This window comes from Cellulosimicrobium cellulans (genome assembly GCF_024124905.1).
Taxonomy (GTDB): Bacteria; Actinomycetota; Actinomycetes; order Actinomycetales; family Cellulomonadaceae; genus Cellulosimicrobium; species Cellulosimicrobium cellulans_G.
Map to the genome: position 1 here is coordinate 361,671 of NZ_JAMXST010000005.1, position 25,371 is coordinate 387,041.

The 25,371-nt window shown below is 73.4% G+C and carries 18 protein-coding genes; 7 read left to right on the plus strand and 11 right to left on the minus strand.

All coding sequences use genetic code 11. The features are described 5' to 3' along the window. Positions 1 to 150 precede the first annotated feature (150 nt). Positions 151 to 1,059: a carbohydrate ABC transporter permease gene (locus NHH00_RS16890; RefSeq protein ID WP_253054400.1), complete on the minus strand. Its 909-nt coding sequence runs from the start codon at positions 1,057 to 1,059 to the stop codon at positions 151 to 153. Further along, complete coding sequence (locus NHH00_RS16895) at positions 1,056 to 2,015, minus strand: carbohydrate ABC transporter permease (protein WP_253054944.1); 960 nt, start codon at positions 2,013 to 2,015, stop codon at positions 1,056 to 1,058. The genes NHH00_RS16890 and NHH00_RS16895 overlap by 4 nt, the downstream gene beginning before the upstream one ends. Before the next feature lie 703 nt (positions 2,016 to 2,718). Here NHH00_RS16895 and NHH00_RS16900 point away from each other — a divergent pair. Both NHH00_RS16900 and NHH00_RS16905 read left to right on the plus strand, forming a co-directional pair. Continuing rightward, positions 2,719 to 3,147 (plus strand): DUF6318 family protein, encoded by a 429-nt coding sequence (locus NHH00_RS16900; RefSeq protein WP_253054402.1) that lies wholly within the window; start codon positions 2,719 to 2,721, stop codon positions 3,145 to 3,147. Between the two features lie 342 nt (positions 3,148 to 3,489). Next, positions 3,490 to 4,053, plus strand: coding sequence for a hypothetical protein (locus tag NHH00_RS16905; protein WP_253054404.1), 564 nt, complete (start codon positions 3,490 to 3,492; stop codon positions 4,051 to 4,053). Between the two features lie 99 nt (positions 4,054 to 4,152). Here NHH00_RS16905 and NHH00_RS16910 read toward each other — a convergent pair whose 3' ends face one another. Then, positions 4,153 to 5,016 (minus strand): DUF4352 domain-containing protein, encoded by an 864-nt coding sequence (locus NHH00_RS16910; RefSeq protein WP_253054406.1) that lies wholly within the window; start codon positions 5,014 to 5,016, stop codon positions 4,153 to 4,155. A 205-nt stretch (positions 5,017 to 5,221) separates the two neighbouring features. Here NHH00_RS16910 and NHH00_RS16915 point away from each other — a divergent pair, with 205 nt between their 5' ends. Next, positions 5,222 to 6,667 (plus strand): sensor histidine kinase, encoded by a 1,446-nt coding sequence (locus tag NHH00_RS16915; RefSeq protein ID WP_253054409.1) that lies wholly within the window; start codon positions 5,222 to 5,224, stop codon positions 6,665 to 6,667. Positions 6,668 to 6,834: 167 nt separating this feature from the next. Here the strand turns inward: NHH00_RS16915 and NHH00_RS16920 are convergent, their stop codons facing one another. After that, positions 6,835 to 9,015, minus strand: coding sequence for a family 43 glycosylhydrolase (locus tag NHH00_RS16920; RefSeq protein ID WP_253054411.1), 2,181 nt, complete (start codon positions 9,013 to 9,015; stop codon positions 6,835 to 6,837). A 292-nt stretch (positions 9,016 to 9,307) separates the two neighbouring features. On the opposite strand from NHH00_RS16920, the gene NHH00_RS16925 reads away from it, so the two are divergent. Further along, positions 9,308 to 10,618 carry an FAD-dependent oxidoreductase gene (locus NHH00_RS16925; RefSeq protein ID WP_253054414.1) on the plus strand — a complete coding sequence of 437 codons (1,311 nt, stop codon included), beginning with the start codon at positions 9,308 to 9,310 and terminating at the stop codon, positions 10,616 to 10,618. A 33-nt stretch (positions 10,619 to 10,651) separates the two neighbouring features. On the opposite strand, the gene NHH00_RS16930 is transcribed toward NHH00_RS16925, so the two are convergent. Continuing rightward, positions 10,652 to 10,957 carry a hypothetical protein gene (locus NHH00_RS16930; protein ID WP_253054416.1) on the minus strand — a complete coding sequence of 102 codons (306 nt, stop codon included), beginning with the start codon at positions 10,955 to 10,957 and terminating at the stop codon, positions 10,652 to 10,654. 142 nt (positions 10,958 to 11,099) lie between these two features. Here NHH00_RS16930 and NHH00_RS16935 point away from each other — a divergent pair, with 142 nt between their 5' ends. Next, a complete protein-coding gene (locus NHH00_RS16935; protein ID WP_253054420.1) occupies positions 11,100 to 11,753 on the plus strand; it encodes a response regulator in 654 nt (217 codons plus the stop codon). Positions 11,754 to 12,135: 382 nt separating this feature from the next. Here the strand turns inward: NHH00_RS16935 and NHH00_RS16940 are convergent, their stop codons facing one another. Continuing rightward, entirely contained in the window at positions 12,136 to 12,657 is a 522-nt protein-coding gene (locus NHH00_RS16940; RefSeq protein WP_253054423.1) for a hypothetical protein, read from the minus strand. Positions 12,658 to 12,810: 153 nt separating this feature from the next. Here NHH00_RS16940 and NHH00_RS16945 point away from each other — a divergent pair, with 153 nt between their 5' ends. Together NHH00_RS16945 and NHH00_RS16950 are read left to right on the plus strand one after the other, a co-directional pair. Further along, positions 12,811 to 13,788, plus strand: a complete 978-nt coding sequence (locus NHH00_RS16945; RefSeq protein WP_253054425.1) for an SHOCT domain-containing protein — start codon at positions 12,811 to 12,813, stop codon at positions 13,786 to 13,788. Between the two features lie 186 nt (positions 13,789 to 13,974). Next, positions 13,975 to 14,604: a glycosyltransferase gene (locus NHH00_RS16950; RefSeq protein ID WP_253054427.1), complete on the plus strand. Its 630-nt coding sequence runs from the start codon at positions 13,975 to 13,977 to the stop codon at positions 14,602 to 14,604. A gap of 241 nt (positions 14,605 to 14,845) precedes the next feature. Here NHH00_RS16950 and NHH00_RS16955 read toward each other — a convergent pair whose 3' ends face one another. The 5 genes from NHH00_RS16955 to NHH00_RS16975 all read right to left on the minus strand — a co-directional run bounded on the left by NHH00_RS16955 (position 14,846) and on the right by NHH00_RS16975 (position 25,062). Next, on the minus strand, positions 14,846 to 17,311 hold the full coding sequence (locus tag NHH00_RS16955; RefSeq protein WP_253054429.1) for an OmpL47-type beta-barrel domain-containing protein: 2,466 nt from the start codon (positions 17,309 to 17,311) through the stop codon (positions 14,846 to 14,848). Positions 17,312 to 17,478: 167 nt separating this feature from the next. Further along, positions 17,479 to 21,411 (minus strand): ThuA domain-containing protein, encoded by a 3,933-nt coding sequence (locus NHH00_RS16960; RefSeq protein ID WP_253054432.1) that lies wholly within the window; start codon positions 21,409 to 21,411, stop codon positions 17,479 to 17,481. A gap of 184 nt (positions 21,412 to 21,595) precedes the next feature. Next, a complete protein-coding gene (locus tag NHH00_RS16965; RefSeq protein WP_253054435.1) occupies positions 21,596 to 22,762 on the minus strand; it encodes a multicopper oxidase domain-containing protein in 1,167 nt (388 codons plus the stop codon). 568 nt (positions 22,763 to 23,330) lie between these two features. Then, positions 23,331 to 24,197, minus strand: a complete 867-nt coding sequence (locus NHH00_RS16970; RefSeq protein WP_253054437.1) for an alpha/beta fold hydrolase — start codon at positions 24,195 to 24,197, stop codon at positions 23,331 to 23,333. 136 nt (positions 24,198 to 24,333) lie between these two features. Further along, entirely contained in the window at positions 24,334 to 25,062 is a 729-nt protein-coding gene (locus NHH00_RS16975; protein ID WP_253054439.1) for a hypothetical protein, read from the minus strand. Positions 25,063 to 25,371: the final 309 nt, after the last annotated feature.

Below are 25,371 nucleotides of genomic sequence, written 5' to 3' on the forward strand. Positions count from 1 at the left end.
GTGCTCCTTCAGGTCGTGCACCGGGTCTCGGTGCGCTTCGGGGAACCCGGACCGCTGCGGGCGGACCGGGGAGCTCGGTGGTGGTGGGCGGGCGCGCGGGTGCGCGGCCCGCCGGCTGGGCGCCGTCGTCGGGCACGACGGCGGGGCGGGTCAGCCAGTGACGGCGCCGGCCGTGAGGCCCGCGACGAGGCGGCGCTGGAGGACGAGGAAGACGACGAGGATGGGCAGCGTCACGACGACCGTCGCGGCGAGCAGCACGCCCCAGTTCGTCATGCCGTCGGTGTTCTGCAGCAGCGTCAGGCCGACGGGGAGGGTCATCTTGTCGGGGCGGTCGATGACGAGGAACGGCCACAGGTAGTCGTTCCACTCCGTCACGACGGACACGAGCGCGACCGCCGCGAGCGTCGGCGTGCTCATCGGCACGACGAACCGCCAGAGCTTGCGCCAGTGCCCCGCGCCGTCGAGCTCGGCTGCCTCGAGGATCGAGCGCGGCAGCGTGAGGAAGTGCTGCCGGAACAGGAACGTCCCGAACGCGCTCGCCAGGCCCGGCACGAGGATGCCCTGGTAGGTGTTGAGCCACCCGAGGCTCGCGACCAACGTGTAGTTGGGGATGATCGTGATCTGCGGCGGGATCATGAGCGTCGCGATGACGAGCCCGAACACGACCTTCTTGAACGGGAAGTCGAGGAACACGAGCGCGTACGCGCACGTGAGGCCCAGCGCGACCTTGAGCCCCGCGCCCACGACCGTGATCCCGACGCTGTTGGCGAGCAGCCGTCCGAGCGGGATCGAGTCCGCGGCCTGCGCGTAGTTGTCGAGGTTCACGCTGCCCGGGAGCCACTGCAGCGGGACGGTGTACAGCTCGGCGGGCGTCTTCATGCTCGCGAGCACCATCCACACCAGGGGCGCGCCGAGCACGACCGTCGCGAGGACCAGGGCGAGGTACCCGCCGGGCTGGAGGCCCCGGCGTCGGGCCCGGGGGGTGCGAGGAGCACGCGGCGCGAGCGCGGCCGGCGTGGCGGGCGCCGTCTCGGGACGGGCGGGCGCGACGGCGCTCATGCGTAGTGGACCTTCCGCTGGACGAACCGCATCTGCACCGCGGTCACCGCGAGCAGCACGAGGAACAGGACCGTGGCGACCGCCGACGCGTACCCGGCCCGGCCGTTGACGAAGCTCTCCTCGTAGATCGAGTACATGAGCGTCGTCGTCGAGCCGAGCGGGCCGCCCTGCGTCATCGCCTTGATGATGTCGAAGGACTGGAGCGACGCGAGCAGCATCGTCACGACGAGGAAGAACGTCGTCGGGGTGAGCAGCGGCAGGACGATCGAGCGCAGCGTCCGCGCCGACGACGCGCCGTCGAGCGCGGCCGCGTCCTTCAGGTCCTGCGGCACCGACTGGAGGCCCGCCAGGTAGATGAGCGCGACGTACCCGAGGTTCTTCCACAGGTACACCACGACGATCATCACGAGCGGCCACGGGCGCTGCGTGTACCACTGGGGCGACGCGACGCCGACCCAGCCGAGCAGCTCCTGGACCAACCCGTAGCGCGGGTCGAACATGAACAGCCACAGGATCCCGACCGCGAAGCCCGACAGCACGTACGGCGCGAACGCGACCGTCCGGGCGACCCCCCGGCCTCGGAGGCGGCGGTTCAGCAGCAGCGCCAGGCCCAGGCCGAGGACCATCGCCCCGCCGACCGTGGCGAGGGTGAAGACGAGCGTCGTCGTGACGATGCGGCCCGTCGTCGGGGCGGAGAACCACTCGACGTAGTTGCCCAGCCCGACCGGCCGCGCGACCGGCGACCCGAGGTTCCACTGCAGCGTCGAGAGGTAGAAGCTCTGCAGCAGCGGCCGGTAGACGAACACCAGCAGCAGCACGAGGTTCGGGCCCGCGAGCAGCAGCGCCCACAGCAGGTTCCGCCGACGGCGGCGCGCGCCCAGGCGGCTGCGGTGCAGCGCCTGCGCCTCGCGATCGGCGGGGTCGGACGGCGTGCGTCCGGCGGAGTCGGACGGCATGCGTCCGGCGGGGTCGGACGGCGTGCGGCCGGCGGGCGCGCCGGTGCCGGTCGGCCGGGTGGCGGGGTCGCCGGGCGTGATGGCGCCCGTGGTGGTGTCTGCCGCTGGGGCCGACGACGAGGCGCGGGGCGTGCCGGAGGAACCCGGGGAGTCCGGGGTGAGGACGGTGGTCACAGCAAGGATCCGCTCAGACGAGGGACGTGGTCGCGGCCGGCGTAGCACCCGTCCCGCGGGTGGGCGGCCACGGCGAGCATAGGAAGCGGCCGCGCCGGTTTGGTCCCGAAATGTCCGGTGACGGAACGAGGCTTCGGCCAACGTTCACCGCCTCGTGCCCGGGGTGCCACCTGCACCTGTGGAGCCGCAACGTCGTGGACACCTGCCGGGCCGTCGTCCACAGGGCGGGACGCGCGGTTCCGTCGGCGGTGCGGTTTCGCTAGGTTGCTGGGCAGTCCGCGCGCCCCGTCGGTGTGGCGTGCGGGGTGGTTCGCATCGATCTGCAGGGGGTCTCGTGCGTCGTTCTCGTGTGCTGTCCCGTGCCCGACGGCGGTCGCTCGTCGTGGGCGTCGTCGTCGCGGTGGGGTGCGTGGTCGCCGGGTGCACCGGTGGTGGCGGCCCTGGTCCGTCACCGTCCGTCGACGAGCCGGTCGTGCCGTCGCCGTCGGAGTCGGAGTCGCCCGCGCCGTCACCGACTGAGACCGGACCGGTGAAGCCGGAACGTCCCGCGGCGATGGACCGCGACGACGCCGAGGGTGCCGCCGCAGCGGCGGAGTACTTCCTGTCGTTGTACGGGTACGTCCTCGCGACGGGCGACACCGCCGAGTGGGACGCGATGACGTGGGCTGAGACGTGCGAGTTCTGCACCAACGTACGAGCGGACGCTGAAGCGATCGCCAACGCAGGTGATACGTATGAGGGGGCCGAGATCACGGTCTCGGCTGTCACGCCGGGTGAGCTGGATACGTTCGTTGGCGCTTATCCGGTTGTTGCCAACTTTCAGCAAGCCGCGCTGGTGCGCACGAGCAGGGCCGGCGAAGTGCTGGAAGAGCAAGCTGCGAGTAGCGGCCGTCTTCAGATCGACCTGTTGCACGACGGTTCGAGTTGGCGCGTTCTCTCGCTCACGGTCGGTGAGTAAACCATGCGTCGAGTTGCTCTCGTCAGTTTGGTCGTTGTATTCCTCGGAATTCTCTCGGCTTATTCCGCACAGGCCAATCCGACCGATACGACGACTCTTCAAGGAAATGCACAAGGGGAGAACGTCACTCTCAACGGCGCGACTTCCGGTCAACACGGTCCAAGCGCCGACGGTGCGTCCGATTCGGGTGGTGGTCCGGCGTCGGAGGCGTACCGGCGCGGGCCGGCGTACCGGTGCTACGACGGTGACCATGCCACGACGCTGCCCGGGCTGGTCCCGGTGTGCCCGGACGGGCAGAACGCGGCGGGGTTCGACCCCGGGTGCACCCCGGACGAGGTCGCGTTGGAGCCGTTGTTCCGCCAGACCTGGACCAACACCCCGGACGGCACCCGGACCGCGGTCTCGGGCTGGGAGCTCGTCGCCGACGCGTCCTGCCTCGGCGCCGTCGACCTGGCCGGCGAGGCCGAGGCGGCGTTCCGCACCCTGACCATCGCGCCGTCGCCGATCGTGGTCCAGCCCCCGGACGGGTGGACCCTGGTCAACGTCCCCACCATCACCTACACCCAGCCCGGCGAGCAGACCCTGGACACGACCCTGCTCGGCATCCCCGTGCAGATCCGCGCCACCCCACGCTCGTACGCGTGGGACTACGGCGACGGCACGCCCCCGGTCTCCACGACCGACCCCGGTGCGGCCTACCCCCACCACACGGTCGCGCACACCTACGACCAACCCGCCGAGCAGGTCCAGATCAAGCTCACCACGACCTGGTCCGGACAGTTCCGCATCACCGGCACCACCACCTGGACCGACGTCACCGGCACCGCGACCACCACCAGCACCGCCGACCCGCTACGCGTCTACGAGGCCCGCTCCCGCCTCGTCACCGACGACCTGTCCGGCTGACACCCGCATCGAACCACCGCGAGATCGACCCGAGCGGCCGAGATCGACCCTCAGAAGGCCGATCTCGCGACGCACAGGCCGATCTCGCGTGGTGGTTGCTCAGGCGAGCGACACCTCGACGCCTCCGGAGAGGAACGAGTCGTGGAGCGTGATCGTCGCCGGGACGGCGTCGGCGGGGACGTCGAACACGACGGTGCCCTCGACGCTGTTGCCCGGGTTGATGTCGGTGAGGAACGAGTTCGCGTCGCCGAGGTAGATCGCGGCGCTCGAGTCCGCGGAGTGCTCGCGCCCGGCGGTGTCGACGAGCTTCTGGCTGCTGCCGTCGAACATCTGCGCCCGGTCGCCGATGTTCGTCACCGTCATGTGCACGAGCACGAACTGTCCCTGCGCCTGCGCGTTGAGGTACTCGTCGCCGACCGTCGCGACGCCCGTCTCCACGGACGTCACGGTGAACTCGAACTTGCCGTCGCGCACGGCCGTCCCGACGCCCGGCGCCGCGGGCGCCGGCTCCTCCGCGGCGGGCTCCTCCGGGATGGACTCGGCCTCGGGCGCCTCGTCCGCCGTCTCGGGCTGGACCGCGCCGTCCGCGCCGTCCGTTCCGGCGACGGCGGCGGGCGTGGACGGCTCGTCGCCTCCCCCGCCGCCGAGGCTCGCACCGACGACGGCGAGCAGCACGACGACGCCCACCCCCGTGAGGACTTTGTGCCGCGCGAACCAGTTCTTGCGCGGCGGCGTCGGCCCGACGGGCGGCTGCGCACCGAGGTGCGGCTGCCCGGGCTGTCCCGGGTACGGCGGCTGGCCGGGGTACCCGGCCTGGCCCGGGTACGGGGTCGCGGACGCGTGTCCGGACACCGCCCCCTGCAGGGGTGAGCTGGAGGGCTGGCCTGCGGGCGCCGTCGGGCCCTGCTGGGCCGGGTGCTGCGCGGGCTGCTGGGGGAACGTGCCCCCGTTGGGTGCGGACATCCTGATCTCCTCGTCTCGGCCGCACCGTGGTCGTGCGGCAGGTGCGGTGGTCGTCGCTGCGTTCGAGGACGATCGTGTCTGCGAGGGGGCGGTCGGCGGATCGGCCGAGCGGGTCGTCCCCGCGAGCCGGTCGGGGGACCCCGAGCGTCGTCCCCGAGCCGATCGGGGGACGTCCGACGTCGGCGCCCGTGCGTATGCTCGCCGCATGTACCCCCCTCCGCAGCAGCCTGGTGGCCCCGCGGTGCCGCCCGGCGCCGCGGGGCCACCGCCGTACCCGGGCCGGCCGGCGCCCGGCCCGCCTGTCCCCCCGCCCGGCCCGGTCTCCTACGGCGTGCCGTACGGCCCGGCGCAGCCCGTCCCGTACGACGCCGGGTGGCGCCCGACGCCGGCCCCTCGCCCCGGAGGGGCGCGCCGGTTCTGGTCCGCGGCCGGGACCGCCGTCGCCGTGGCGGCGACGTTCTTCGTGGGCGTGCTGGGCATGTCCTTCGACGCCACACGCCACGGCCCCCAGATCAGCGGCGGCCAGCTCGGGCTCGCGATCCTGTGGATCGTCCTGGCGGCGTGCGTGTCGGCCGCGGTGGTCTGGCGCATCCGCTCTCCGCTCGCCGTCTGCCTCGGCACCGCGGCAGCAGGGATCCTCACGCCCGTCGGCGCGCTCGCGCCGCTGCTCGCGCTGCCGTTCGTCCTCGCGCGCGAGCAGCGCCGTCCGGTGCTCGCCGGCGCCGTCGCGGCGACCGCCGCCGCCGTGGGCGCCTCGTTCTGGCGGGACGCGGCGCGCGGCGGCGACGCCGTGATCTTCTCCTTCAGGCCGACGGACGGCGGAGAGACGTCCTACCTGGCGCCCGCCGGCTACATCGTCATCGGCGCGCTGCTCGTCGCGGTGTCCGTCGGGGCGGGGCTGGTGCGTCGCTATGCGGGGCGTGCGCACGTCGCGCAGCAGACCGCCGCCGTCGAGACGCGCCGCGCGGAGACGCTGCGCACCCATGCCGAGGACCTGCGCTCCCAGACCGACCAGCTCCGCACCGAGATCTCCCGCCAGGACGAGCGCGAGCTCATCGCGCGCGAGATGCACGACACCGTCGCCCACAACCTGTCGGTCATGTCGCTGCAGGCCTCGGCGCTCGAGGTGACGACCGACGACCCCGAGGTCGTCGACGCCGCCCGGACCATGCGCTCGTCCGCCCACCGCGCGCTCGAGGAGATGCGCGCGCTCATCACGTCGCTGCGCGACGGCGCCGAGCAGTACACCGGCTCTGCGCCGGCGCTCGGCGACCTGGCGACGCTCCTCGACGACGCCCGCTCGTCCGGCGTCGACCTCGCCGCGACCGTGTTCGTCACGGACGCCGACTCGGCACCACCCGCGCTCACGCGCGCGGTGTACCGGGTGGTGCAGGAGGCGCTGACGAACGTGATGAAGCACGCGCCGGGTGCGCGTGCGGACGTCGACGTGCGCGCGCGTCCCGGGGACGGCGTGGACCTCGCCGTGCGCAACGCCCTGACGGCGGACGCGTCCGGCGTCCCGGGCAGCGGCAACGGGATCGTCGGGATGCGCGAGCGCTGCGAGGCGCTCGACGGGACGTTCTCCGCGGGCGTCGAGGACGGACGGTTCGTCGTCCGCGCCCACCTCCCGTGGGAGCGGCCCGCGCCATAGCTGTCACGCACCCCGCAGGACGAGGTCGGCACCGGCGGCGACGAGCATGCTCCGGACCGTACGGGCCGCGGGCTGCCTCCCGCGGTCCGCGGGCGCGGTCACGGAACAGCACCCGCGGTGCCGCTCATCGGCCGAGCGGCACCGCGGGTGGTCCTCCCAGGATGCGCCTACGCGCAGGTGAGCGCGTCGTACGCGGCCGTCACCTCCGTCGTCGCGCCCGTGACGTCGGTGACGACGACTAGCGCCTCGCCGGCGTCGAGCGCACCGCGGGCCTTGAACGACTGGTAGGCGTTCTTGCCCGGGTCGACCTGGGCGAAGGACCGCTCGCCGTGGTCCGTCCGCAGGGCGATCGCGACGGTCTCGTCGCCGTCGTTGGTCGCGCGGACGGCGAGGTACGGGGTCCCGGCGAGGCAGCGGGGCTGCGCGGTGACGGTGACCTGCGGGTCGACGGGCGGGGCCTCGGCCGGGAAGACGTCGAGCGCGTCGAGCTCGGTGTACCAGGTGAGCTTGGTCAAGGCGACGGTGTTCCACCCCTGCTGCAGCTCGACCTCGTGCGTCACGGACTGCCAGTTGCCCCACGTGGTGTGCGGGAACGTGACGACGCCGGCGTCCGCGCCGTTCACCGTGACGGTGCTCGACGAGGCGAGCGTGTAGCCGCCCCGCTCGGAGCCGTTCGCGTACCGGACGCCGAGCGTGTACGCCCCGGCCTCGTCGGCGTGGACCTGGAGGGCGACGGAGCTGTCGAGGAAGTCGAGGCCGCCGACCTTCTGCCCGCCCGAGGCGCCCGCGGCGCTCCCGACCGAGCCGCGCGTGATGACGCCGTCCTCGAACTCGTACCGCGTCGCGTCGGACGGGATGACGGGCGGGGCGGACGGGCGCGGGTCGCGCGTCGCCGGGTAGACGTCGAACGCGTCGAGCTCGGTGTAGAACGTCGCGCGGGTCAGGGTGATCGTGTTGGTGCCCGCGACGAGGTCCACGAGGTGCTCGGACGTCTGCCAGTTGCCCCACGCGGTGTGCGGGAAGACGACGGTCTCCGCGACCGCGCCGTTGACCGCGAGCGTGCTCGTGGACGGCACGCGCGTCGAGCCGTCGAAGGAGCCGTTCGCGAACCGGATGCCCAGGAGCGCCGGCCCGGCCGCGTCGGCGTGCACCTCGACCGTCACGGACGAGTCCGCGAAGTCCAGGCCGCCGACCTTCGCCCCGCCCGACGCCCCACCGTCGGCCACGACGCGCGCGTTCGTGACGACGCCGTCCTCCGCCTGGTACCGGTCGGACGCCTGCGGGACGAACGGGACGCCGTCGGCCGTCCACTCGAGGTCCGCGACGTACATCGCGCGGTACGTGAACGCCGCGTTCCAGCCGTGGAAGACGAGAGCGTCCGAGCCGTCCGGCGCTGTGACGACGTCCTGCCCGCCCGGGCCGCGCACGTCGCCCTGGAACCGGTCGCTCGTGAGGAGCTCGGTCGTCGCCTTGGTCCACGGGCCCGCGAGGCTCGACGCCGTCGCGTACGACGTGCGGTACGCCCCGCCGTAGAAGTCGTTCGCGGAGTAGAAGAGGTAGTAGGTGCCGTCGCGCTCCAGGAGCGTCGGGCCCTCGACGACGCGGCCCTCGTAGGGCGTGTCCACACGGATGAGCTCGACGGGCGGACCCGTCAGCGTCGCGCCGTCGGCCGAGAGCGGCTGGGCGAAGATGATCGCCGTCTTGCCCGTGCAGCAGTTCCCGTCGGCCTTCCACAGCAGGTAGAGCTGGTCGCCGTCGACGAACGTCGCGGCGTCGATCGCGCCGCCGAGGTCCTCCGTGCCGGCCTCGCCGTTGGGGCAGACGATCGGGTCGTCGCCGACGGGCTCGAACGGACCCTCGGGGGTGTCGGACAGCGAGAGCCCGATGCACTGGCGCGGGCTCGTCGCGTCGCGCGCCGTGTAGTAGAGCGCGTAGCCGCCCTCGACCGCGGACACCTCCGGGGCCCAGACGCAGCGGTCGGTCGCACCGCCCGGCGAGAAGGTGCAGGACTCGCTGACCCAGGCGCCGAGGTCGGGCGCCGCGTCGGTCGGGGCGCTCCAGGTGACCAGGTCCGTCGACGTGCGGTGCTGCACGTTCTGGCCCTGGTCGTTGGTCGCATAGGCGTGGTAGACGCCGTCGACGAGCAGGATGTCGGGGTCGGGGAAGTTGGCGTCGACGACCGGGGAGATCGTCGGCTCCGCGGCGGCCGCCGGTGCCACGGTGGACGCGGTCGGCAGGGTCGGCGCCGCTGCGGCGGCGGCCGCGCCCGAGACCGCCAGCCCGAGCGCGACCAGCGCACTCGTGACAGCGGTAGCACGCGAGCGCGCGCGGGACAGGGAGAGCTTCATCGGGTGTCCTCTCGACGATGAGGGGGCAAGATCCCGGGACGGCGTCGACCTCGGGGATTCGAGTGTCCCGGGCCAGCCCACACAAGTCAACAACTTCTCGCAAGAATCAACATTCGCTCCGGTGCGCGAGTGCGACGTGGTGCGAGTTCGTGCGACACGTGGCGACATGGTGCGACACGTGGCGGCGTCGGTGGAGAACGGTCGGCGAGCCGGTTCCCCCGCGCGGGAGGCGCGGAGCCCGCTCCGCCGCCGGTAGCGTCGCGGTCGTGAGCTTCTGCAGCAGGGACTCCTGGTGAGCGCGCGGGCCGTCGTCGTGGGCGGCGGGATCGGAGGGCTCGCGTCCGGCGTGGCGCTCGCGCGCGCCGGATGGGACGTCACGGTGCTGGAGCGCGCGCCGTCGCTCGAACCGGTCGGGGCGGGGATCGCCGTCGCACCCAACGCCGTGCGGGCGCTCGCGGCGCTCGGGCTCGGCGACCGGCTGCGCGACCTTGCCGCCCTCCAGGGCGAGGTCGGGCTGCGCCGACCCGACGGGCGCTGGCTCGTCCGCGCGAACGCCTCCGCCGCGAGCGCCCGGTTCGGCGACCAGACGCTCGTGCTCCACCGCGCCCAGCTCGTCGGGCTGCTCGCCGACGCCCTGCCCGACGGCGCGCTGCGGCTCGGCGTCGACGCCGCCGTCGTGGACCCGGGCGACGCGGGACGGCCCGCGCGAGTGCGGGTGCGCGACGCCGTCGGGCGGGAGGGCGACGGACCACGACAGGGTGACGCGCCCGCGGACGAGGAACGGTCGTCGGACCGGTCGAGCGTCGACGGCGGGTCGCCCGGCAGCACCGAGGAGATCGAGGCTGCGCTCGTCGTCGCGGCGGACGGCATCGACTCGCCGACCCGGCGCCGGTGGTGGCCGGAAGCGCCCGGGCCGGTCCCGGGCGGGTCGACGGCGTGGCGGCTGGTCGCGGACGCGCCGCCGACCGAGCCGGGTGGCGAGGTCGGGAGCGAGACGTGGGGTCGCGGGATCGTCGTGGGAGTCGTGCCGCTCGCCGACGGACGCGTGTACGCCTACGTGTCCGTCGCGGACGCGGCCGGAGTGCCCGCCTCGTTCGCCGAGCTGCGCGAACGGCTCGCCGACTGGCACGCGCCCATCCCAGGACTGCTCGCCGCGGTGGATCCGGGCCAGGTGCTGTGCCACGAGCTGCGGCAGCTCCCCGCTCCCCCGGCCTCCCTGGTCACCGGCCGTGTCGCGCTCGTCGGGGACGCGGCGCACGCCATGCTGCCGAACGTCGGGCAGGGCGGGTGCCAGGCGCTCGAGGACGCGGTGGTGCTGGGCGTACGGGCGGGCGGCCTCGCGGGGACGAGCCCCGACCGTGGAGGCGGTGGCCGCGCGGACCTCGCGGCGGTGCCGGAGGCGCTGCGGCGGTGGTCCGACGAGCGGCGGCCCCGCGTCCTGAAGGTCATGAGGATGTCGGCGCAGATGGCCGGGATGTCGCGCACCGTCTCGCCCGTCGCGACGGCCGTGCGCGACCTCGGCGCGCGCCTCGCCGGGCCGTGGAGCGCAACGCTCGGCGCGTGGGCGCTGCGCGGCGTGCTCGGCTGGCGCCCACCGGGCTGAGCAGACGAGCTCCGCGACGTCGGGACGAGTTCCCTACCGGCTCGACCAGTACTCGAAGCAGCGCTGCGCCTCGGTGAACCACGCGTCCTTGCCCGCCGTGAACCCACGCCCCGGTTCCCCGCCGGACTTTCCCACGACCAGGACGGCGAGCGACGGTTCACCGGCGTCGATGCACACGGTCGACACCTTGTCGAGGATCCGCGAGACGTGGCCCGGCAGCGGGATCTTCCGGTCGATCCCCACGGCACGGCCCAGCTCGCCGTACGTCAAGAGCGAGCGGCGCATCGCCGCGACGATCAGCGACGCGCGCGCCTGCGAAGCCATGAGCTCGTAGTCCACCGTTCTCCTCCGTCGCAACCCGTGGACCGCCGTACGCGGCCCGTGGCGGCACCCAGCATGAGGGACACGAGGTGAACTGTCAGCCACCGGCGCGACACTTCACCCGCAGCACGCCGTGGGCGACCGTCGATAGGGTCGCCTCGTGATCAGGGTGCTGGTCGTCGACGACGACCCGATGGTGCGACGGCTGCTCCGGACGATCCTGCGACCGGACGACATCGAGGTCGTCGCCGAGGCTGCGGACGGCGACGAGGTGGTGACCGCCGTGCAGGCCCACCACCCCGACGTCGTGCTCATGGACCTGCGGATGCCGCGGGTCGACGGCGTGGCCGCCACGCGTTCCGTGCGGGGGCTCCCGGACCCGCCCGGGGTCATCGCCATGACGTCGTTCGACACCGAGGCCGTCATCCTCGGCGCCGTGCACGCCGGCGCGTCGGGCTTCCTCGCCAAGGACGCCTCCCCGGAGGAGATCGTGGCCGCCGTGCGGGCCGTCGCTGCCGGCGACGGCGCGCTCTCGCCGCGCGCCGCACGGACCGTGATGGCTCAGGTCAGCGCCGCGTCGGGTGCAGCCGGGCGCCGCGAAGCGTCGGAGAAGCTCGCCACGCTGACCGAGCGCGAGCTCGACGTCGCGCGGCTCGTCTCAGAAGGCCTCTCCAACGCCCAGATCGCGCAGCGGCTGTTCCTCGGCGAGGCGACCGTCAAGACCCACCTCGCCGCCGCGTCGGCCAAGCTCGGCGTCACCAACCGCGTGCAGCTCGCGGTGATCGTGACGCAGTCCGACACCGGCCCCGCGTAGCGATCAGCTCCCGCACGGTCCACGGGTCGTCGACGTCCGCGACCGCGGTCCCGAGCGGCGGGCGGGCGGGGAGCCCGACGTCGGGCGGCCGGCATCGTCCTCGCGGTCGCCCGCGACGCGTCCGGGGACGTCCTGCGCCGCGTCCGGCTCGACGGACCCGACGCCGACGACCTCACCGCACACTTCCTCGCGGGGGGGGCGCCGCCCGTGCCGCCGCAGGAGAGGCCCAGGCGACGGGAGCGCTCGGCCCGGTGCAGGCGTTCGGCCTCCACGCGCTGCTCGCGGCGGCTCGCGAGGCGGGCATCACCGTGACGACCGGTCGCTGACGCCCGCGCTCCCCACCGCCGGGCGACGCGCGAGTCCTCGGGGACACCGCGGTCGGTCAGCGGGCCGCGAGCGCCGCGCGCAGGATCCGCACGGCCCGGGGACCGACCCCGTGCAGGGCGAGCAGCTCCCGATCACTGAGCCGCGCGACGTCGGACAGCGTGACGATGCCCGCGCCCGCGAGCGCGCGCGTCGCGGGGCGGCCGATGGCGACCGGGAGGTCGCCGACCGACCCGGGCTCCGCGGCGTCCGCGGCGACCAGAGCGGCCCCGAGCCGTTGCGGCGCACGGGCGAACCACGCGCGCCGCACCCAGTGGTTGGCCTGCTGGCCGTCGAGGGCGGCGAGCGGCACGCTCGCGCCGAGCAGGTGGTCGCCGCGCGTCCACCGGCGCGCGGCGGGGTGCTCGGCGAGCACGCGCGCGACGTCGTCGTCCGCGAGGCGGAGCTGCACGACGTCGTCCCGCGTCACCACCGCGAATCGTCGCCCGCGCACCACGAAGGACACGGTCCCGGCGGCCACGCCCTCTGCCACCTCGGGCAGGGCGAGAGCGGCCGCGCGGACCTGCGAGAGCGTCGTCATACCGCCACCCTGCCACGCATCGCGACGGTGCTCGAGGCCAGCACGCGGTCATCGACCGCCAGCCAGGGTGTCGTCGACCGTGTTCGGCGCAAGACGATCGTCGACCCCATGGTCGGCGGGAGCGTGACAGCGGTCGCTCGTAGGATCAGGATGATGTCTGACCACACCACGAGGGCGTCCTTCCCGGACCCTCGGCACGACGAACCGCCCCTCCCGCCGTCCGCCGCTCTCGCGCGCAAGGTCGCCGACCCGGGGGCCATCCTGCGGCTGGTGGGCAACGGCGAGTCCGTCGACGACCTGCCGCGCACGCCCGACGGCCTCCTGGACCCGCCGTCGAGCGTCGGGACGAAGATCCGCAACGGCGTGCTGCTCGTGCTGCTGTCCGGGGGCTTCGTCTGGCTCGTCACGGTCAACGCGTGGGACCACGACGGCTTCTTCCCGTGGTTCTGGAACGTCGTGTGGACGATCTTCCCGTGGGTGTTCCTCGGCCCGCTCTGGGCCGGGTACGCGCGGTCGCTGCGGCGGTCGCGCGACGACGCCCCGCTCTACGCCCAGTACCACCGCGACCGGAAGGCCGCGGTCCGCGAGGAGGGCGTCGTGACCGCGTCGGTCACCGACCGCACGGACTCGGGCGGGGTCGCACAGTGCGTGGTCCGCGTGCGGCACGGCGCGCTCACGACGACGGTCACGCGTCTCGCGCCGGTGACGAACCTGCTCCCGTCGGAGGTCCCGCAGCCCGGCGACCCGGTGGTCGTGTGGCGCCTGCCCGGGGAGCGGGTCGTGGTGCAGGCGCGCCGCGACCGCACGCGCGCCTTGCACGACGCCGCACGGGCCGCCGGGTCCGCCGCGGTCACCGATGCGCGGGTCACCGACTCCCCGGTCGCCGAGCCCGTGAGCGCGGTGGCCCCGAGCGCGTCCGAGGACGCGCCGGCCTGGGGCTCACCCGCGCCGGCCTCGTCGACGACCACGACCACCACGACCCGGACGACCCGCGGCGGGAACGCTCCCGAGGTCACCGTGCAGCACGGGATCGCGGCGGCGCTCTCGGAGCTCGCGCACCTGCACGCCTCGGGCGCCCTGACCGACGACGAGCTCGCCGCGGCGAAGCGGATGCTGCTCGGCGGGTCCTGACCGACCGGACGCCCCGGCGAGGACGGCGCACCCAACCGACCGGGCGCGCGTCGTCGGACCCACCCCTGCTGCGCCGTCGAGCACGAGGTTGCGCGCCGTCGAGCACGACATCCGTGTCGTTCTGAGCCTGAGAACGACGTCGATGTCGTGTTCGGCGCCGGTCCGGAGACCCGGCAGACTGTCCCCGTGAGCAGCCGCCCGCCCCGTCCCCCGCACCGGACCGGCATGGTGTGGACCGCCGTGCCCGGCGGGGTGCGGGGGCGCGAGCGCCTGACCCCGGTCGTCGACTACCTCGCGGTCCTGCTCGTCCTGCTCGTGCTGTTCGGCGGGTCGGTGTGGTTCGTCGTGTGGCTGCTGCTCCAGGAGGAGGGGGTCGCCGCGGCGGTCTCGTGCTTCCTGGTCGTCGGCTTCGGCGTCGCGCTGGTGGCCTACGTGCGCGGGCCGTCGAACCAGGCCGTCGTCCTGCGACCGCACGAGATCGAGCTGCCCGTGGGGCCGGAGCCGGCACGCGTCGTCGTGCGGTGGGACGACGTCGCGGGGGTGCGGGTGCTGGAGGGCGAGCGGCGTCCGGCGCTGCGGGTCGAGCTGCGCGACGGCGCGCGGGCCCGGCACGCCGAGGGCGAGGACCTGCTCCAGGTCCGCCCGGCGAACGGGCCGGACCCGGACTCGGTCGACGTCGCGGACGCCGAGGCGGTCGCCCGCGTCCTGCGGCACCTGCTGGACCACCCGGAGGACCGCGCGCGCCTCGCGCAGCGCGGCGGCGTGGGCATCGTCCTCGCGTTCGCGCGCCCGGTCTACGGCGACCCACCTGCCTGACCCGGCCGCCGCCTGCCTGATGTCAGCCCCCCGAACACGACCTCACCCGCCGTCGAGCACGACATGAGAGTCGCCAGACGACCGATAACGACCTTCATGTCGTGTTCGGCGCGGGAACGGGAGGGCGGCAGCCCGGTGGACCGGGTGGAGCGGGTACGACGACGGCCCGAGCCCGCACCTGGGGGGTGCGGGGTCGGGCCGTCGTCGATCGGACTGGTCAGGTCGGACCGTCAGGCGTCGGTCAGCGGCGACCGATGTCGGACAGCTCGGCCGCGGCGATGATGAGCTCGCGCTCGGCGTCGTCGAGCACGCCGTCCCACACGAGGTCCTCGGTCACGAGGCTCACGTGGTCGACGAACTCGCGGTGCGTCGGGTACTCGTCGGTCTCGGCGACGTAGTCGTTCACGGTGCAGCCCGTGCCGTCGTCGTAGTTCTGGACGGTGCTGTCGTGGCCGTCGATGATGACGGTCGGACGCACGTCCGAGCCCACGCAGCGGTCGCGGACGAGCTGCAGGACCGTGAAGGTCACCTCGCCCGTCGTGACGTTGCCGACGCCGTCGACGGCGCGGTAGCGGACCACGTGCTGGCCGTCGGCCGCGAACGCGACGGGGGCCGCGTAGCGCTGCCAGGAGCCGCCGTCGGCCTGGAACTCGATGCGGTCGACGCCCGACTCCTCGTCGACCGCGGTCAGCGTGACCCGGGCGCTGGCGACGAAGTCGCCGTCGCGGGTCCGGCTGCCGCTGACGGCGGCCGTGACGACGGGGCCGTCGGTGTCGCCCGGCTCCTCGCCGCCCGCGATGACGAACGTCGCCGTCTTCAGGGCGGAGACGTTGCCCGCGACGTCCGTCGCGCGGTACGTGACGGTGTGCGCACCGGGGGTCCGCACGGAGATCTGCTTCGCGTACGGGAGCCACTCCCCGCCGTCGACCTGGTACTCGACCGAGGCGACGCCGGAGTCGGCGTCCGTCGCGAGGAGGCGCAGGAAGACGGTCGAGAGGTACTCGCCGGCCTCGTTCTTCGTCCCGCCCATCACGCGGTGGTCGACCGTGGGGGCGACGGTGTCGCCGCCCTGGCCGGCCACGACGTCGAACGTGAGGCTCGCGGGCTCCGTGACGTTGCCCGCCACGTCGGTCGCGCGGTAGGCGAGCGTGTGCCGACCCGGCTCGTCGACGACGACGGCCTCGGTGTACTCGGTCCAGCCCGCACCGTCGAGGTCGTACTCGACGGACGCGACGCCGGAGCCGTCGTCGGTCGCGGTGAGCTGCACGGACGCGGAGCCGACGTAGGCGCCGTCCTCGTCCTGCGTGCCGCTGAGCTGCGTCTCGACGACCGGGGCCGTCGTGTCCTCGCCGGCGTCGGCGACGACGACGAACTCCGTGACGGACTCCTCGGACACGTTGCCCGCGACGTCGGTCGCCCGGTAGACGAGCGTGTGCTCGCCGGGCTCGTCGACGACGAGCGGCGCGGTGTACGGGGCCCAGCCGGCGCCGTCGAGGTCGTACTCGACGGTCTCCACGCCGGACGCGTCGTCCGTCGCGGTGAGCGTCGCCGTGGCGGACCCGACGAACGCGCCGTTGTCGTCCTGCTCGCCCGTGATCTCGGCGGTCACGGTCGGGGCGGTCGTGTCCTGCTCGCCGTCCTCGACGACCGTGAAGGTCACCGAGCCGACCTCGGACACGTTGCCCGCGACGTCGGTCGCGCGGTAGGAGACGGTGTGCTCGCCGAGCTCGGTGAACGGCACCGTCGTCGTGTAGGGCAGCCACGCGCCGCCGTCGACCTGGTACTCGACCGACGCGACGCCCGACCCCTCGTCCGAGGCGTGGAGCATGAACGCGGCCGTGCCGATGTACGCGCCGTTCTCGTCCTGCTGACCCATGACCATGGGCTCGACGGTCGGCGCGGTCGTGTCCTCCTCGACGTCGCCCTCGACGACGGTGAACTCCGCGGTCTGGGCCTCGGACGTGTTGCCCGCCGTGTCGGTCGCGCGGAACTGCAGGGTGTGCGCGCCGACGGCGTCGACGAGGAACGGCTCGGTGTACGCCTGCCAGCCCGCGCCGTCGAGGTCGTACTCGACCCCGGCCACGCCGGACTGGTCGTCGGTCGCGTCGAGCGTGACCGTGGCGCCGCCGACGTACGCGCCGTCGCCGTCCTGCTCGCCCGTGAGGAGCGCGGAGACCGCGGGTGCGGTCGTGTCGTCGCCCCCGCCGCCGTCGGTGACGACGAGCTCGCCCCACATCTCGCCGTGGCCGGGGATCGCGCAGAAGTAGCGGTAGGTGCCGGACGTGAGGGTCACGTCCTTCTCGTGCAGCCCGCCGTTCGCGTCGAACGGGCTCGCGAGGATGTTCACGTCGAGGTCGTGGTTGTAGCCGGCCGTCGACGTGTCGAACGTGAGCGTGTGGCTCATGCCGAACGTGCTGCCGGTCGCGATGCTGTTCTCGAACACGATCGTGGCCGGGCCGGCCTCGGCCGTGGCCGGGAAGGACTTGTAGTCGGTCACGCTGTTGTCCGCGGTCCAGGTGAGGACCTGCGCGGCGGCGACGGTGCTGCTCGCGACGGACGAGACGGCGGACGGTGCCGTCGCTGTGGGGGCCGCCGAGGCCGGGGCGACGGTGAGGACCGTCGTCGCGGTGAGTCCGGCGACCGTGGCGGCGAGGAACCGCCGCGCGCCGCGGCGGCGAGGGCCGCCGGGACTGGTACGTCGTTCCATGAGGGTGCACTCCTCCGGGGGTGTCTGGGGTTCTGTCGGGCTGGTCGGGCTGTCCGGGCGTGGTCGGGGCGGGCCGTGCAGCCTGCCCCGAGGGCCGCCGTCGTGCGGCACGACGGCGGCCCCGGGGTCGGCGGGGACGGCCGGCCGGCCGCCCCCGCCGGGCGGTGCTACAGGTCCGCCACCCGGACGTCACGGAACTCGATGAGGTCCGAGTTCCCGTGGTTCTGCAGCCCGATGAACCCGCTGTCGAACTGGCGCAGGTCCGTGGGCGGGTCGCCCGCGCGGGACGACTGGATCCCCGGCGCGTTCTCGAACTCGTTGATGACGACGCCGTTGCGGATGATCGTGTAGTGCTGGCCCACGACCCGGATCTCGTACTCGTTCCACTCGCCCTTGGGCTTCTCCCCGCCGGTGTTCAGGCCGACCGGGTCGAAGTTGTAGACCGAGCCCGTCTTCTGCGGCTCGCCCGTGGGTCCGTCGTAGATCTGGATCTCGTGGCCGCAGTAGATCGCGACCCAGGCGGGTGACTGGTTGTTCGCGCACTGCGCGTCACCCGGGTCGTTCGGGTTCGGGAACCGGGTGAACACGCCGGTGTTGGCGTGGTGGTCGCCCGCCGAGACGTCGCGGTACAGGAGCTTCACGGAGAAGTCCCCGAGCTCCTCGCCCGCGTACCAGAGCATCCCCAGGCCGCCGCTCGACTTGAGCGAGCCGCCCGGCTCGAGCGTGAACTTGCCGCCCGGAGCCTGGTACCAGTCGTACAGCGACTCCTGCGTGCCGTCGAAGATCGTGCGGTACCCGCCGGGGTACGCGCCGATCTGGGACCGGGCCGCCGCGTCGACGAGGCGAGCACGCTCGCGGTCGCTGATGCGGCTGTCGTCGTACAGGCCCTTGGCCACCGACTCGACGTGCGCCAGGAACCGGGCGTGGGTGCGCCACTCCTTCTCGTCCTGGAACAGGTCGGCGATGTTGCACGCGCCCAGGTCACGGTTCTCGACCGTGGAGTCCACGTCGCCGAAGAACACGGTCTCGCGGTCGTCGGGCAGCGTGCACGACGGCGAGCCGTCGGTCGTGACCGTGGCCGTCGAGCCGTCGGCGTACGTGACGGTGAGCTTGGCCTCGTAGTTCTTGACGCGCGGGTACTTGTGCTTCGGGTTGGCCTGACGCGAGGTCGAGCCGTCGCCGAACTCCCAGAGGTAGGAGACGCCACCGGAACGCGCTCCGGTGAACTGCACGGTCAGCGGGTCGCCCTGGATGCTCGTCGCGGACGCCGCCGGGGCCGGGGTCGGAGCCCCGCCCTGGTAGGTGATCCGCATGAGCTTCTGGTTCGGGTCGAGGCTGAAGAAGCCGCCCGCGTAGTCGACCAGGTACAGCGCGCCGTCCGGACCGAACTTCGCGTCCATCCAGCTCTGCAGCAGCCCGTCACCGCGGCCGCCCGGGATGATCTGGCGCAGGTCCTCCATGAACACGGGCGCGTCCAGGTTCTCCGGGTCGACCGTCACCGCGACGCGGTTGTTCGAGTTCGACTGGTCGCCGATGAACCACTTGCCCTCCCAGTACGACGGCCACGCGACGTCGGACTCGGGGTCGACCTGCGACTGGCGGTAGGTCGGGCCGGACATGACGGCCTGGCCGCCACCCCGCAGCCACGGGATGGTGTAGGTCGCCTCGCTGTCGACGTACGACGGGATGCCGTTGCCGCGGTCCGGGAACACCGGGCCGCCGCCCGAGGGCGAGTACCAGATCATGTTGTCGCGCACCGGCGGGAGGTCGACGAGACCCGTGTTGCGCGGCGACGTGTTCTTCAGGTTGTCGCAGTCGTACCAGCCGGTGAGGACGCTCGCGTCCTCGTTGCTCCGGTCGCGGTACGGCTGCCCGTTACCCATGCAGTACGGCCAGCCCTGGTTGCCCGCGGACGTGATGATCGTCGCGGTCTCGTACTTCGCCGGGCCGAGGTCCGGGTTCGGGAGCGTCGCGTCCGGCCCGACCCAGGCCGCGGTCAGCCAGTCCGTGTCGGGGTCGATCTGCAGGCGCGAGATGTTGCGCACGCCCATGACGTAGATCTCGGGACGCGTCTTGTCCGCGGGGTACTCGCCCACCGGGAACAGGTTGTCGTCCGGGATCGTGTAGGTGCCGTCGTCCTCCGGGTGGATCCGCAGGATCTTGCCGTTGAGGTCGTTCGTGTTGCCGGCGGTGCGGCGCGCGTCCTGGAAGCTCAGGCCCGCGTACTCCTGCGTCCAGTTGTTGCCGGAGTAGCCGCTCGAACCACCGGACGAGTTGTTGTCGCCGGAGCCGATGTAGAGGTTGCCCTTGCTGTCGAACGCCATGCCGCCGCCCGCGTGGCAGCAGCTGTGGATCTGCGTCTCCCACTCGAGCAGGTCGACCCGCGTGCTCTGGTCGATCGTCGGCGTCGCGGGGTCGTAGGTGAACCGCGAGACCGTCCGGTAGCCCACGCGACGCTCACGGTCGATGTTCTCGTGCGGCATCCAGTACACGTACAGCCAGTGGTTGGTCGCGAAGTCGGGGTCGGGCACGATGCCGAGCAGGCCCTCCTCGTTCTTCACGAGCTCGTCGCCGCTGCCGCGGTTGCCCATGACGTCGAGCGTCGTGAGGAGCTTCGCCTCACCCGTCTCCGGGTCCCACTGGTGGATCGTGCCGCAGCCGAGGCCCACGTTCGGGTCGCTCCACGGGACGATCGGGCCGGTCGGGCAGGCGCCGCGACCGATGTAGAAGACCGTGCCGTCGGGCGCGATCGTCAGGCCGTGCTGCTCGCCGTTCTGGTCGAGCGTGCCGGCCGTGTTCACCTTCGACAGGCGCTCGGCCTTGTAGTTCGACGCGATCGTGGCCTGGCAGTCGCCGCGCACGACGCCCGTCGTCCACTGCAGCGCGCCGAGGAGGTGCTCGCGGAACGTCGCGTCCTGCCAGCTCTCGGGCGTGCCGCCCATGCCGGTGAAGAACGAGCGTCCGCCGTCGTAGTCGCGGCACCACGAGACGGGCTGGAACGGGTTGGTCGTCGGGCCGGCGTCGGGGCCGGGCTCGAGCGTCGCGACCGTGTGCACGTCACCGGTCGGGTCGTCGGCCCAGTCCAGCCACCTGTCCTCGCGGTCCCACGTGAGCGGGAGGTCCGCCGTCGCGGGGTGCTGGCGGTCGACCAGGTCGACCGTGCGCTCCTCGAGCGGGATCTCCGGGTCGGGCTGCTCGACGGAGTCGGGGCCGAAGATCGAGAACTCGGCGAGCTGGACCTCGGCGTCGCCCGAGTTCGCGGTGACGTCCAGGCGGTACCAGCCGTACTCCGTCTCGTTCCCGACGTCGAACGTGCGCGGCTGGAAGCGCTGCGGGAAGTCCTCGTCGGTCCGCGTGTCGAGGTCGACCCACGTCTGCCCGTCGGTCGAGCCCTGGACCTTCCAGTTCTTCGGGTCGCGGCCCGCGGAGTCGTTCGCCGAGGTGATGCCGTACTTCACGAGCGCGACGGGCTTCTCCATGCGCAGCGTGAGCTGGCCCGTGCGGGCGAACGTCAGCCACTTGGTGTTGGGGTCGCCGTCGACGGCCTTGGCCGGGGTCTCTGCGGCCGGGCTGCGGCCGGTGCCGGTCGCCTCGGCGACCTTCTCCGCCGTCATCGTCGCGCCCTTGATCCGGGCGCCGACGAGGCCCTCGAACCACTTCGACGCCTCCTGGGCGCGCGCGGCGTCGCGCACGCCGAGGAAGCCGCCGCCGGCGTTGACGTACGCCTGGAGCGCGGCCTCCTGCTCGCCGCTCAGCTCGATGCCCTCCGAGGAGAGCATGACGACGCCGCGGTACTCGCCGAGCGTCGCCTCGCTGATCATGGCCGGGTCGGACGTCGCCTCGACGTCGAACCCGTTGGCGGCACCCAGCTCGGTCAGCGCCGCGGTCGCGGCGACGACCGGGTCGGCCTGCTCGTCGGGCGCGCCGTGGAACACGAGCACGCGCACGGCCGTCGTGGTCGCCGCGGTCGCCACGGGCCCGGCGGCCAGGGCCCCGCTCGAGGCGACCGCGCTGCTCGGCGCCGTGGCGACGGGCTGCGCCGCCGCCGGGATCACGGCGGCGCTCGCGACGAGCGCGGCGCTCGTGAGGCCCACGGTCATGGCCAGTAGTGCTCCTGGTCGGGAGCGTCCCCTCGTGGGGGATGTCGATCGTCTGGACAGCACTCTCCAACTCCTTCGTCATCGGTGCGGCGCTCCCGGGCGGGCCGGGAGCGGGTCGTGCTGGTGCGGGTGGTGCTGGTGCGGGGCGAGCCCGCGGCCCGTCGGTCCTGGATCAGCCGACGGCTCAGTGGCCGGCGTGCCCCGCGAGGTCGACGACGGCCGGCCCGGTCCCTCCGGCCGCGGCACCACCCGTGGTGGCCGCTGCGCCGTCGGTCGTCGCGGCCCCGCCCGACGGTGCCGACATCGTGTGGCTGGCGTGGCCCTGGAACCGGTCGATGGTCTCCTGCGCACCGGGCGGCATGGAGCCGTCGGCGTTGCGCACGAGGAAGACGCCCGCCATCCCGCCGTCGGAGTGGAACTGGACGTGGCAGTGGTACATCCACGCCCCCGGCCCGACCCCGAGGCCCGCGACGACCTGGAACCCGAACGCGTCGCCCGGGTTGAGGTCGCGGTTGTCCACGACCTGGCTCGTGTCGTACTGGTCCGCGAGGAGGCCCGTCCGGTTGTTCGCCCAGCGGTGGGCGTGCAGGTGGAAGGTGTGGAGCTGGTTCCCGTGGCCGATGCAGATGAACTCGACGCGCTCGCCGAGCTTCGCCTCGTACATCGGCGTGTTCGGCGCGACCTTGTTGTTGATCGTCATGTCGTTGAAGACCATCGTGAACTGCTTCTGCGGCAGCACGTCCCCGACGCGGCGCACGACGAGCGCGCCGTAGAGCCCGGCGGCGATCCCCTGCGTGCCGTGGTCGCCCCACGCGTGGTCGTGGTAGTGCCAGTAGCCGGCGCTGCCCGGCATCCAGATGCCGCGGTCACGCGCCATCTTGACGGTCGACCAGGTGTACGTCCGCGTCTCGCCCGGCTCGTTGAACGAGTTGTTGAAGGCGCTGCCGTCGCTGTTGACGTCGTAGTTCACGCCGTGCGGGTGGATCGACAGGCGCTTGTCCGTCGTGTTGACGAGCGTGATCTCGAGGGTCTCGCCCTCCCACATCTCGAGGATGGGGCCGGGGACCGTGGCCTTGCCGCGCTCCAAGCCGTAACCGACGAGCGTGTCGGAGATCCGCTCGGCGTACATCGTGATCTTGCGGACGTCGCCCACGGCGGTGGCTACCGCACCGGTGGCCGCCGCGCCGGTCGTGGTCGCGGCGGCGGCCGGGGGTGCCGCCGCGACGCTGCCGCCGGCGCCCAGCAGCAGGGCGGCCGCGGGGCTCGCGGCGACGACGCCGGCCCCCGCGAGGAGCGCCCGTCGCGAGAGCGGCCTGGCGGGCGTCTCGGTCTCGGTCGTCGGGTCGGGCATGGGGACTCCTTCCGGGCGTACGGGGTCGTCCGGGCGGCTCGCGGGCGCGCCGGACCGGCGTGCCGGCGCTCGCCGTCACGCTGACCGGCGCCACGGGTGCGCGCGGAGGTTCCCCGGGTGGTGCTGTGGGGGGCAGTGTGGGCAGGACTGGGTCGTGCGGGGGTGTCCCGCGTCGCAGAGGGTCGAGACGGTTCTCGGTCGTGCGGGGCTCGACCCGCGACCGGTGGGAGACCGACCGTGGGGCGAGGTCCGGGGCCGCCGTGGCCCCGCCGGGGCACGCGTCGGTGCGCGCCGTCGGCTGTCGGTCCGGACGTCGAGCTCCCCTGCTCCGGCGTCCGGTCCCCTGGTCGGTTCCAGGGGCAACGAGGTTTATGACACCGCAGTCAGAGGCCGATGTCAACAGATAGGCGAAAGTTGTGTCGACAACAAGCAAAAGTCCCCGGTCGGTCGACACTTCTCCGTGTCGTGGCCCGGGGACGCGCCCGGCACGGGGTGGCGACGGGGCCTCGGGAAGGCGGTCGACCACCCCGTGCTCGGGGGTCGCTCAGCACGCGCGCCGCGCGCCAGGTCAGGCGTCGAGCACCTCGCGCAGCGCGGCGGCGAACGCCGCCGGGTCGTTGTGCGGCGACCACTCGCTCACCATGAAGCCGCCGTGGTCGCCGGGGAACGTCACCGCCTCGACGCCCAGCAGCTCCGCGAGCGCCACGCCGCCCCTCCAGGCGAGCGTCCCCTCGCCCTGTGCGCTGACCGCCGGCACGACCCGCGTCCCCGACGCCCGCAGCACCGCGCCGTCGGGAGCCCAGGACGGCATCGTCGCGAGGTTCCGGCCGAGCAGCAGGTCGTCGCGCGACCCGTCGTCCTCCGCGGGGAAGCCGAACGTCGCCGGGTCGGGGGCCGGCCGCCCGAGGTAGTCGGCCGGGAGGGGGCCCACGTGGCTCACGAGCGCGACGAACTTCGCCATCGCCGGGCCGAACCCCTCCCGGCCGTAGGTCTCGACGATGTCCGCCTGCACCGTCGTCGCGAGCTCGGCGTCCTCGAGCAGCGGCGTGATCGGCGGCTCGTGCGACACGAACGTCCGCACGTCCCCCGGGTACCGCTCGACCCACGACAGCCCGACCACGCCGCCACCGCTCGACCCGAACACGTCCACCGGCCCCAGGCCGACCGCCGACGCCACCGCGTGCAGGTCGTCGGCGTGCGCCTCGACCGAGACCTCCCCGTCGGGCGCGAGCGTGCTGCGCTCGGTGCCGCGCGGGTCGTACGTGACGACCACCCTGTCGTCGAGCAGCCCGGCGAGCTGCTCGAACCCGGACGCCGCCATGGGCGACCCCATGACGACGACCGGCCGTCGGTCGCCCGCGACGTCCGGCGTCCAGACGTCGTAGGCGACGACCGCTCCCGGTACGTCCACCGTGTAGGTCTTGCGCGCGCTCATGCCGTCCTCCGTGTCGTCGTGCCCGCGGCCGTGCACCCGGGCTCCCGAGCGTTCTGACGACCGCCGCGCCGAGAACTCATCGGCGGCGGCGACCGACCGCTCGGGCCGTCGCCGCCGACTCGTCAGTCGTCGCCGGTCAGCTCGTCAGGCGCGCGAACTCGTCCTGGGAGACCTCGCGCAGACCCGCGACCGACGGCTCGAGGAGGGCGAGGGACGCGTCGTCGCGCGGGTGCCAGGTGTACTCCGACGTCGTGACCGACAGGCTCGGCTGCGTGGCGCCGTCGAGGAGGTAGTGCTCGGTCCGCTCGTCGGACAGCGGCAGGTGCGTCTGGTCGTCGAAGCACGCGGCCCGCGTCCAGTCGACGGTGCCCGGCGCACCGTCGACCCACATCGGCGCCTCGCTCGCGGGAGCCGCCGACCCGGGACCGGAGAGCTCGAAGCACGTCGCCGCGCGCCCGCCGACCGTCCGCTCCTCGGGGCCGCTCGTGACGACGTCCGGCTGGTCGGCGAGCGCCCGGATCGCCTCCATCTGCGCAGACAGGTCCGCCATCTGCGCGGTGAGCTGCTCCCGGATGGTGCCCTCCCGGACGTCGTCCCAGTTCTCGGCCGGCAGCGTGAACCGCGAGTAGACGCCGGCCGCGGGGCTCACCCACCAGTACGTCGTCTGCCCTTCCGGCCCGGCCGGGTCGGCGTGCTTGACCTCCTCGACGCCCACCATGGGGGCAGCGACCGACGCCGCGGAGTCCCTCTCGGAGACCCAGCGGGTCGCGCTCCCGTCTCCGGCCGTGAAGGTCCGGTCCGCGGACGTGTCGACGCGCCGCACGAGCGCGGCCCGGCGCGAGCCCGCGCGCAGGTGGTTCGCCATGACGTTGCGCGTGACCCGCAGGAGCCACCCGAGCTGTACGGCGGCACCTCCGTGATCCGGCGCCAGGCCACCACGAAGACCTCGCACACGACGTCCTCCGCGTCCTGCGGGGACAGCCGCGTCGCCACGCACCGGTACACGGACCGCGCATGGTCGCGGTAGAGGCGGTCGAGGCGCTCGCGCGCCTCCGCCTCGGGGGGTGGGGACATCCGCCCTCGCTCCTGTCGTCGTCCTCGACGCCGCCCCTCGCGGCGCTCCGCACGGGGATGTCCGGCAGGCGGCCCAGGATGACAGCCGGGACGAACCGGG

Excerpts from the sequence above, each read along its gene's own strand:
- NHH00_RS16945 (WP_253054425.1), top strand. The coding sequence starts at position 12,811 with ATGTCTGACCACACCACGAGGGCGTCCTTCCCGGACCCTCGGCACGAC.
- NHH00_RS16915 (WP_253054409.1), top strand. The coding sequence starts at position 5,222 with ATGTACCCCCCTCCGCAGCAGCCTGGTGGCCCCGCGGTGCCGCCCGGC.
- NHH00_RS16965 (WP_253054435.1), bottom strand. The coding sequence starts at position 22,762 with ATGCCCGACCCGACGACCGAGACCGAGACGCCCGCCAGGCCGCTCTCG.
- NHH00_RS16890 (WP_253054400.1), bottom strand. The coding sequence starts at position 1,059 with ATGAGCGCCGTCGCGCCCGCCCGTCCCGAGACGGCGCCCGCCACGCCG.
- NHH00_RS16895 (WP_253054944.1), bottom strand. The coding sequence starts at position 2,015 with ATGCCGTCCGACTCCGCCGGACGCACGCCGTCCGACCCCGCCGATCGC.
- NHH00_RS16960 (WP_253054432.1), bottom strand. The coding sequence starts at position 21,411 with ATGACCGTGGGCCTCACGAGCGCCGCGCTCGTCGCGAGCGCCGCCGTG.
- NHH00_RS16955 (WP_253054429.1), bottom strand. The coding sequence starts at position 17,311 with ATGGAACGACGTACCAGTCCCGGCGGCCCTCGCCGCCGCGGCGCGCGG.
- NHH00_RS16970 (WP_253054437.1), bottom strand. The coding sequence starts at position 24,197 with ATGAGCGCGCGCAAGACCTACACGGTGGACGTACCGGGAGCGGTCGTC.
- NHH00_RS16920 (WP_253054411.1), bottom strand. The coding sequence starts at position 9,015 with ATGAAGCTCTCCCTGTCCCGCGCGCGCTCGCGTGCTACCGCTGTCACG.
- NHH00_RS16940 (WP_253054423.1), bottom strand. The coding sequence starts at position 12,657 with ATGACGACGCTCTCGCAGGTCCGCGCGGCCGCTCTCGCCCTGCCCGAG.
- NHH00_RS16975 (WP_253054439.1), bottom strand. The coding sequence starts at position 25,062 with ATGGCGAACCACCTGCGCGCGGGCTCGCGCCGGGCCGCGCTCGTGCGG.
- NHH00_RS16910 (WP_253054406.1), bottom strand. The coding sequence starts at position 5,016 with ATGTCCGCACCCAACGGGGGCACGTTCCCCCAGCAGCCCGCGCAGCAC.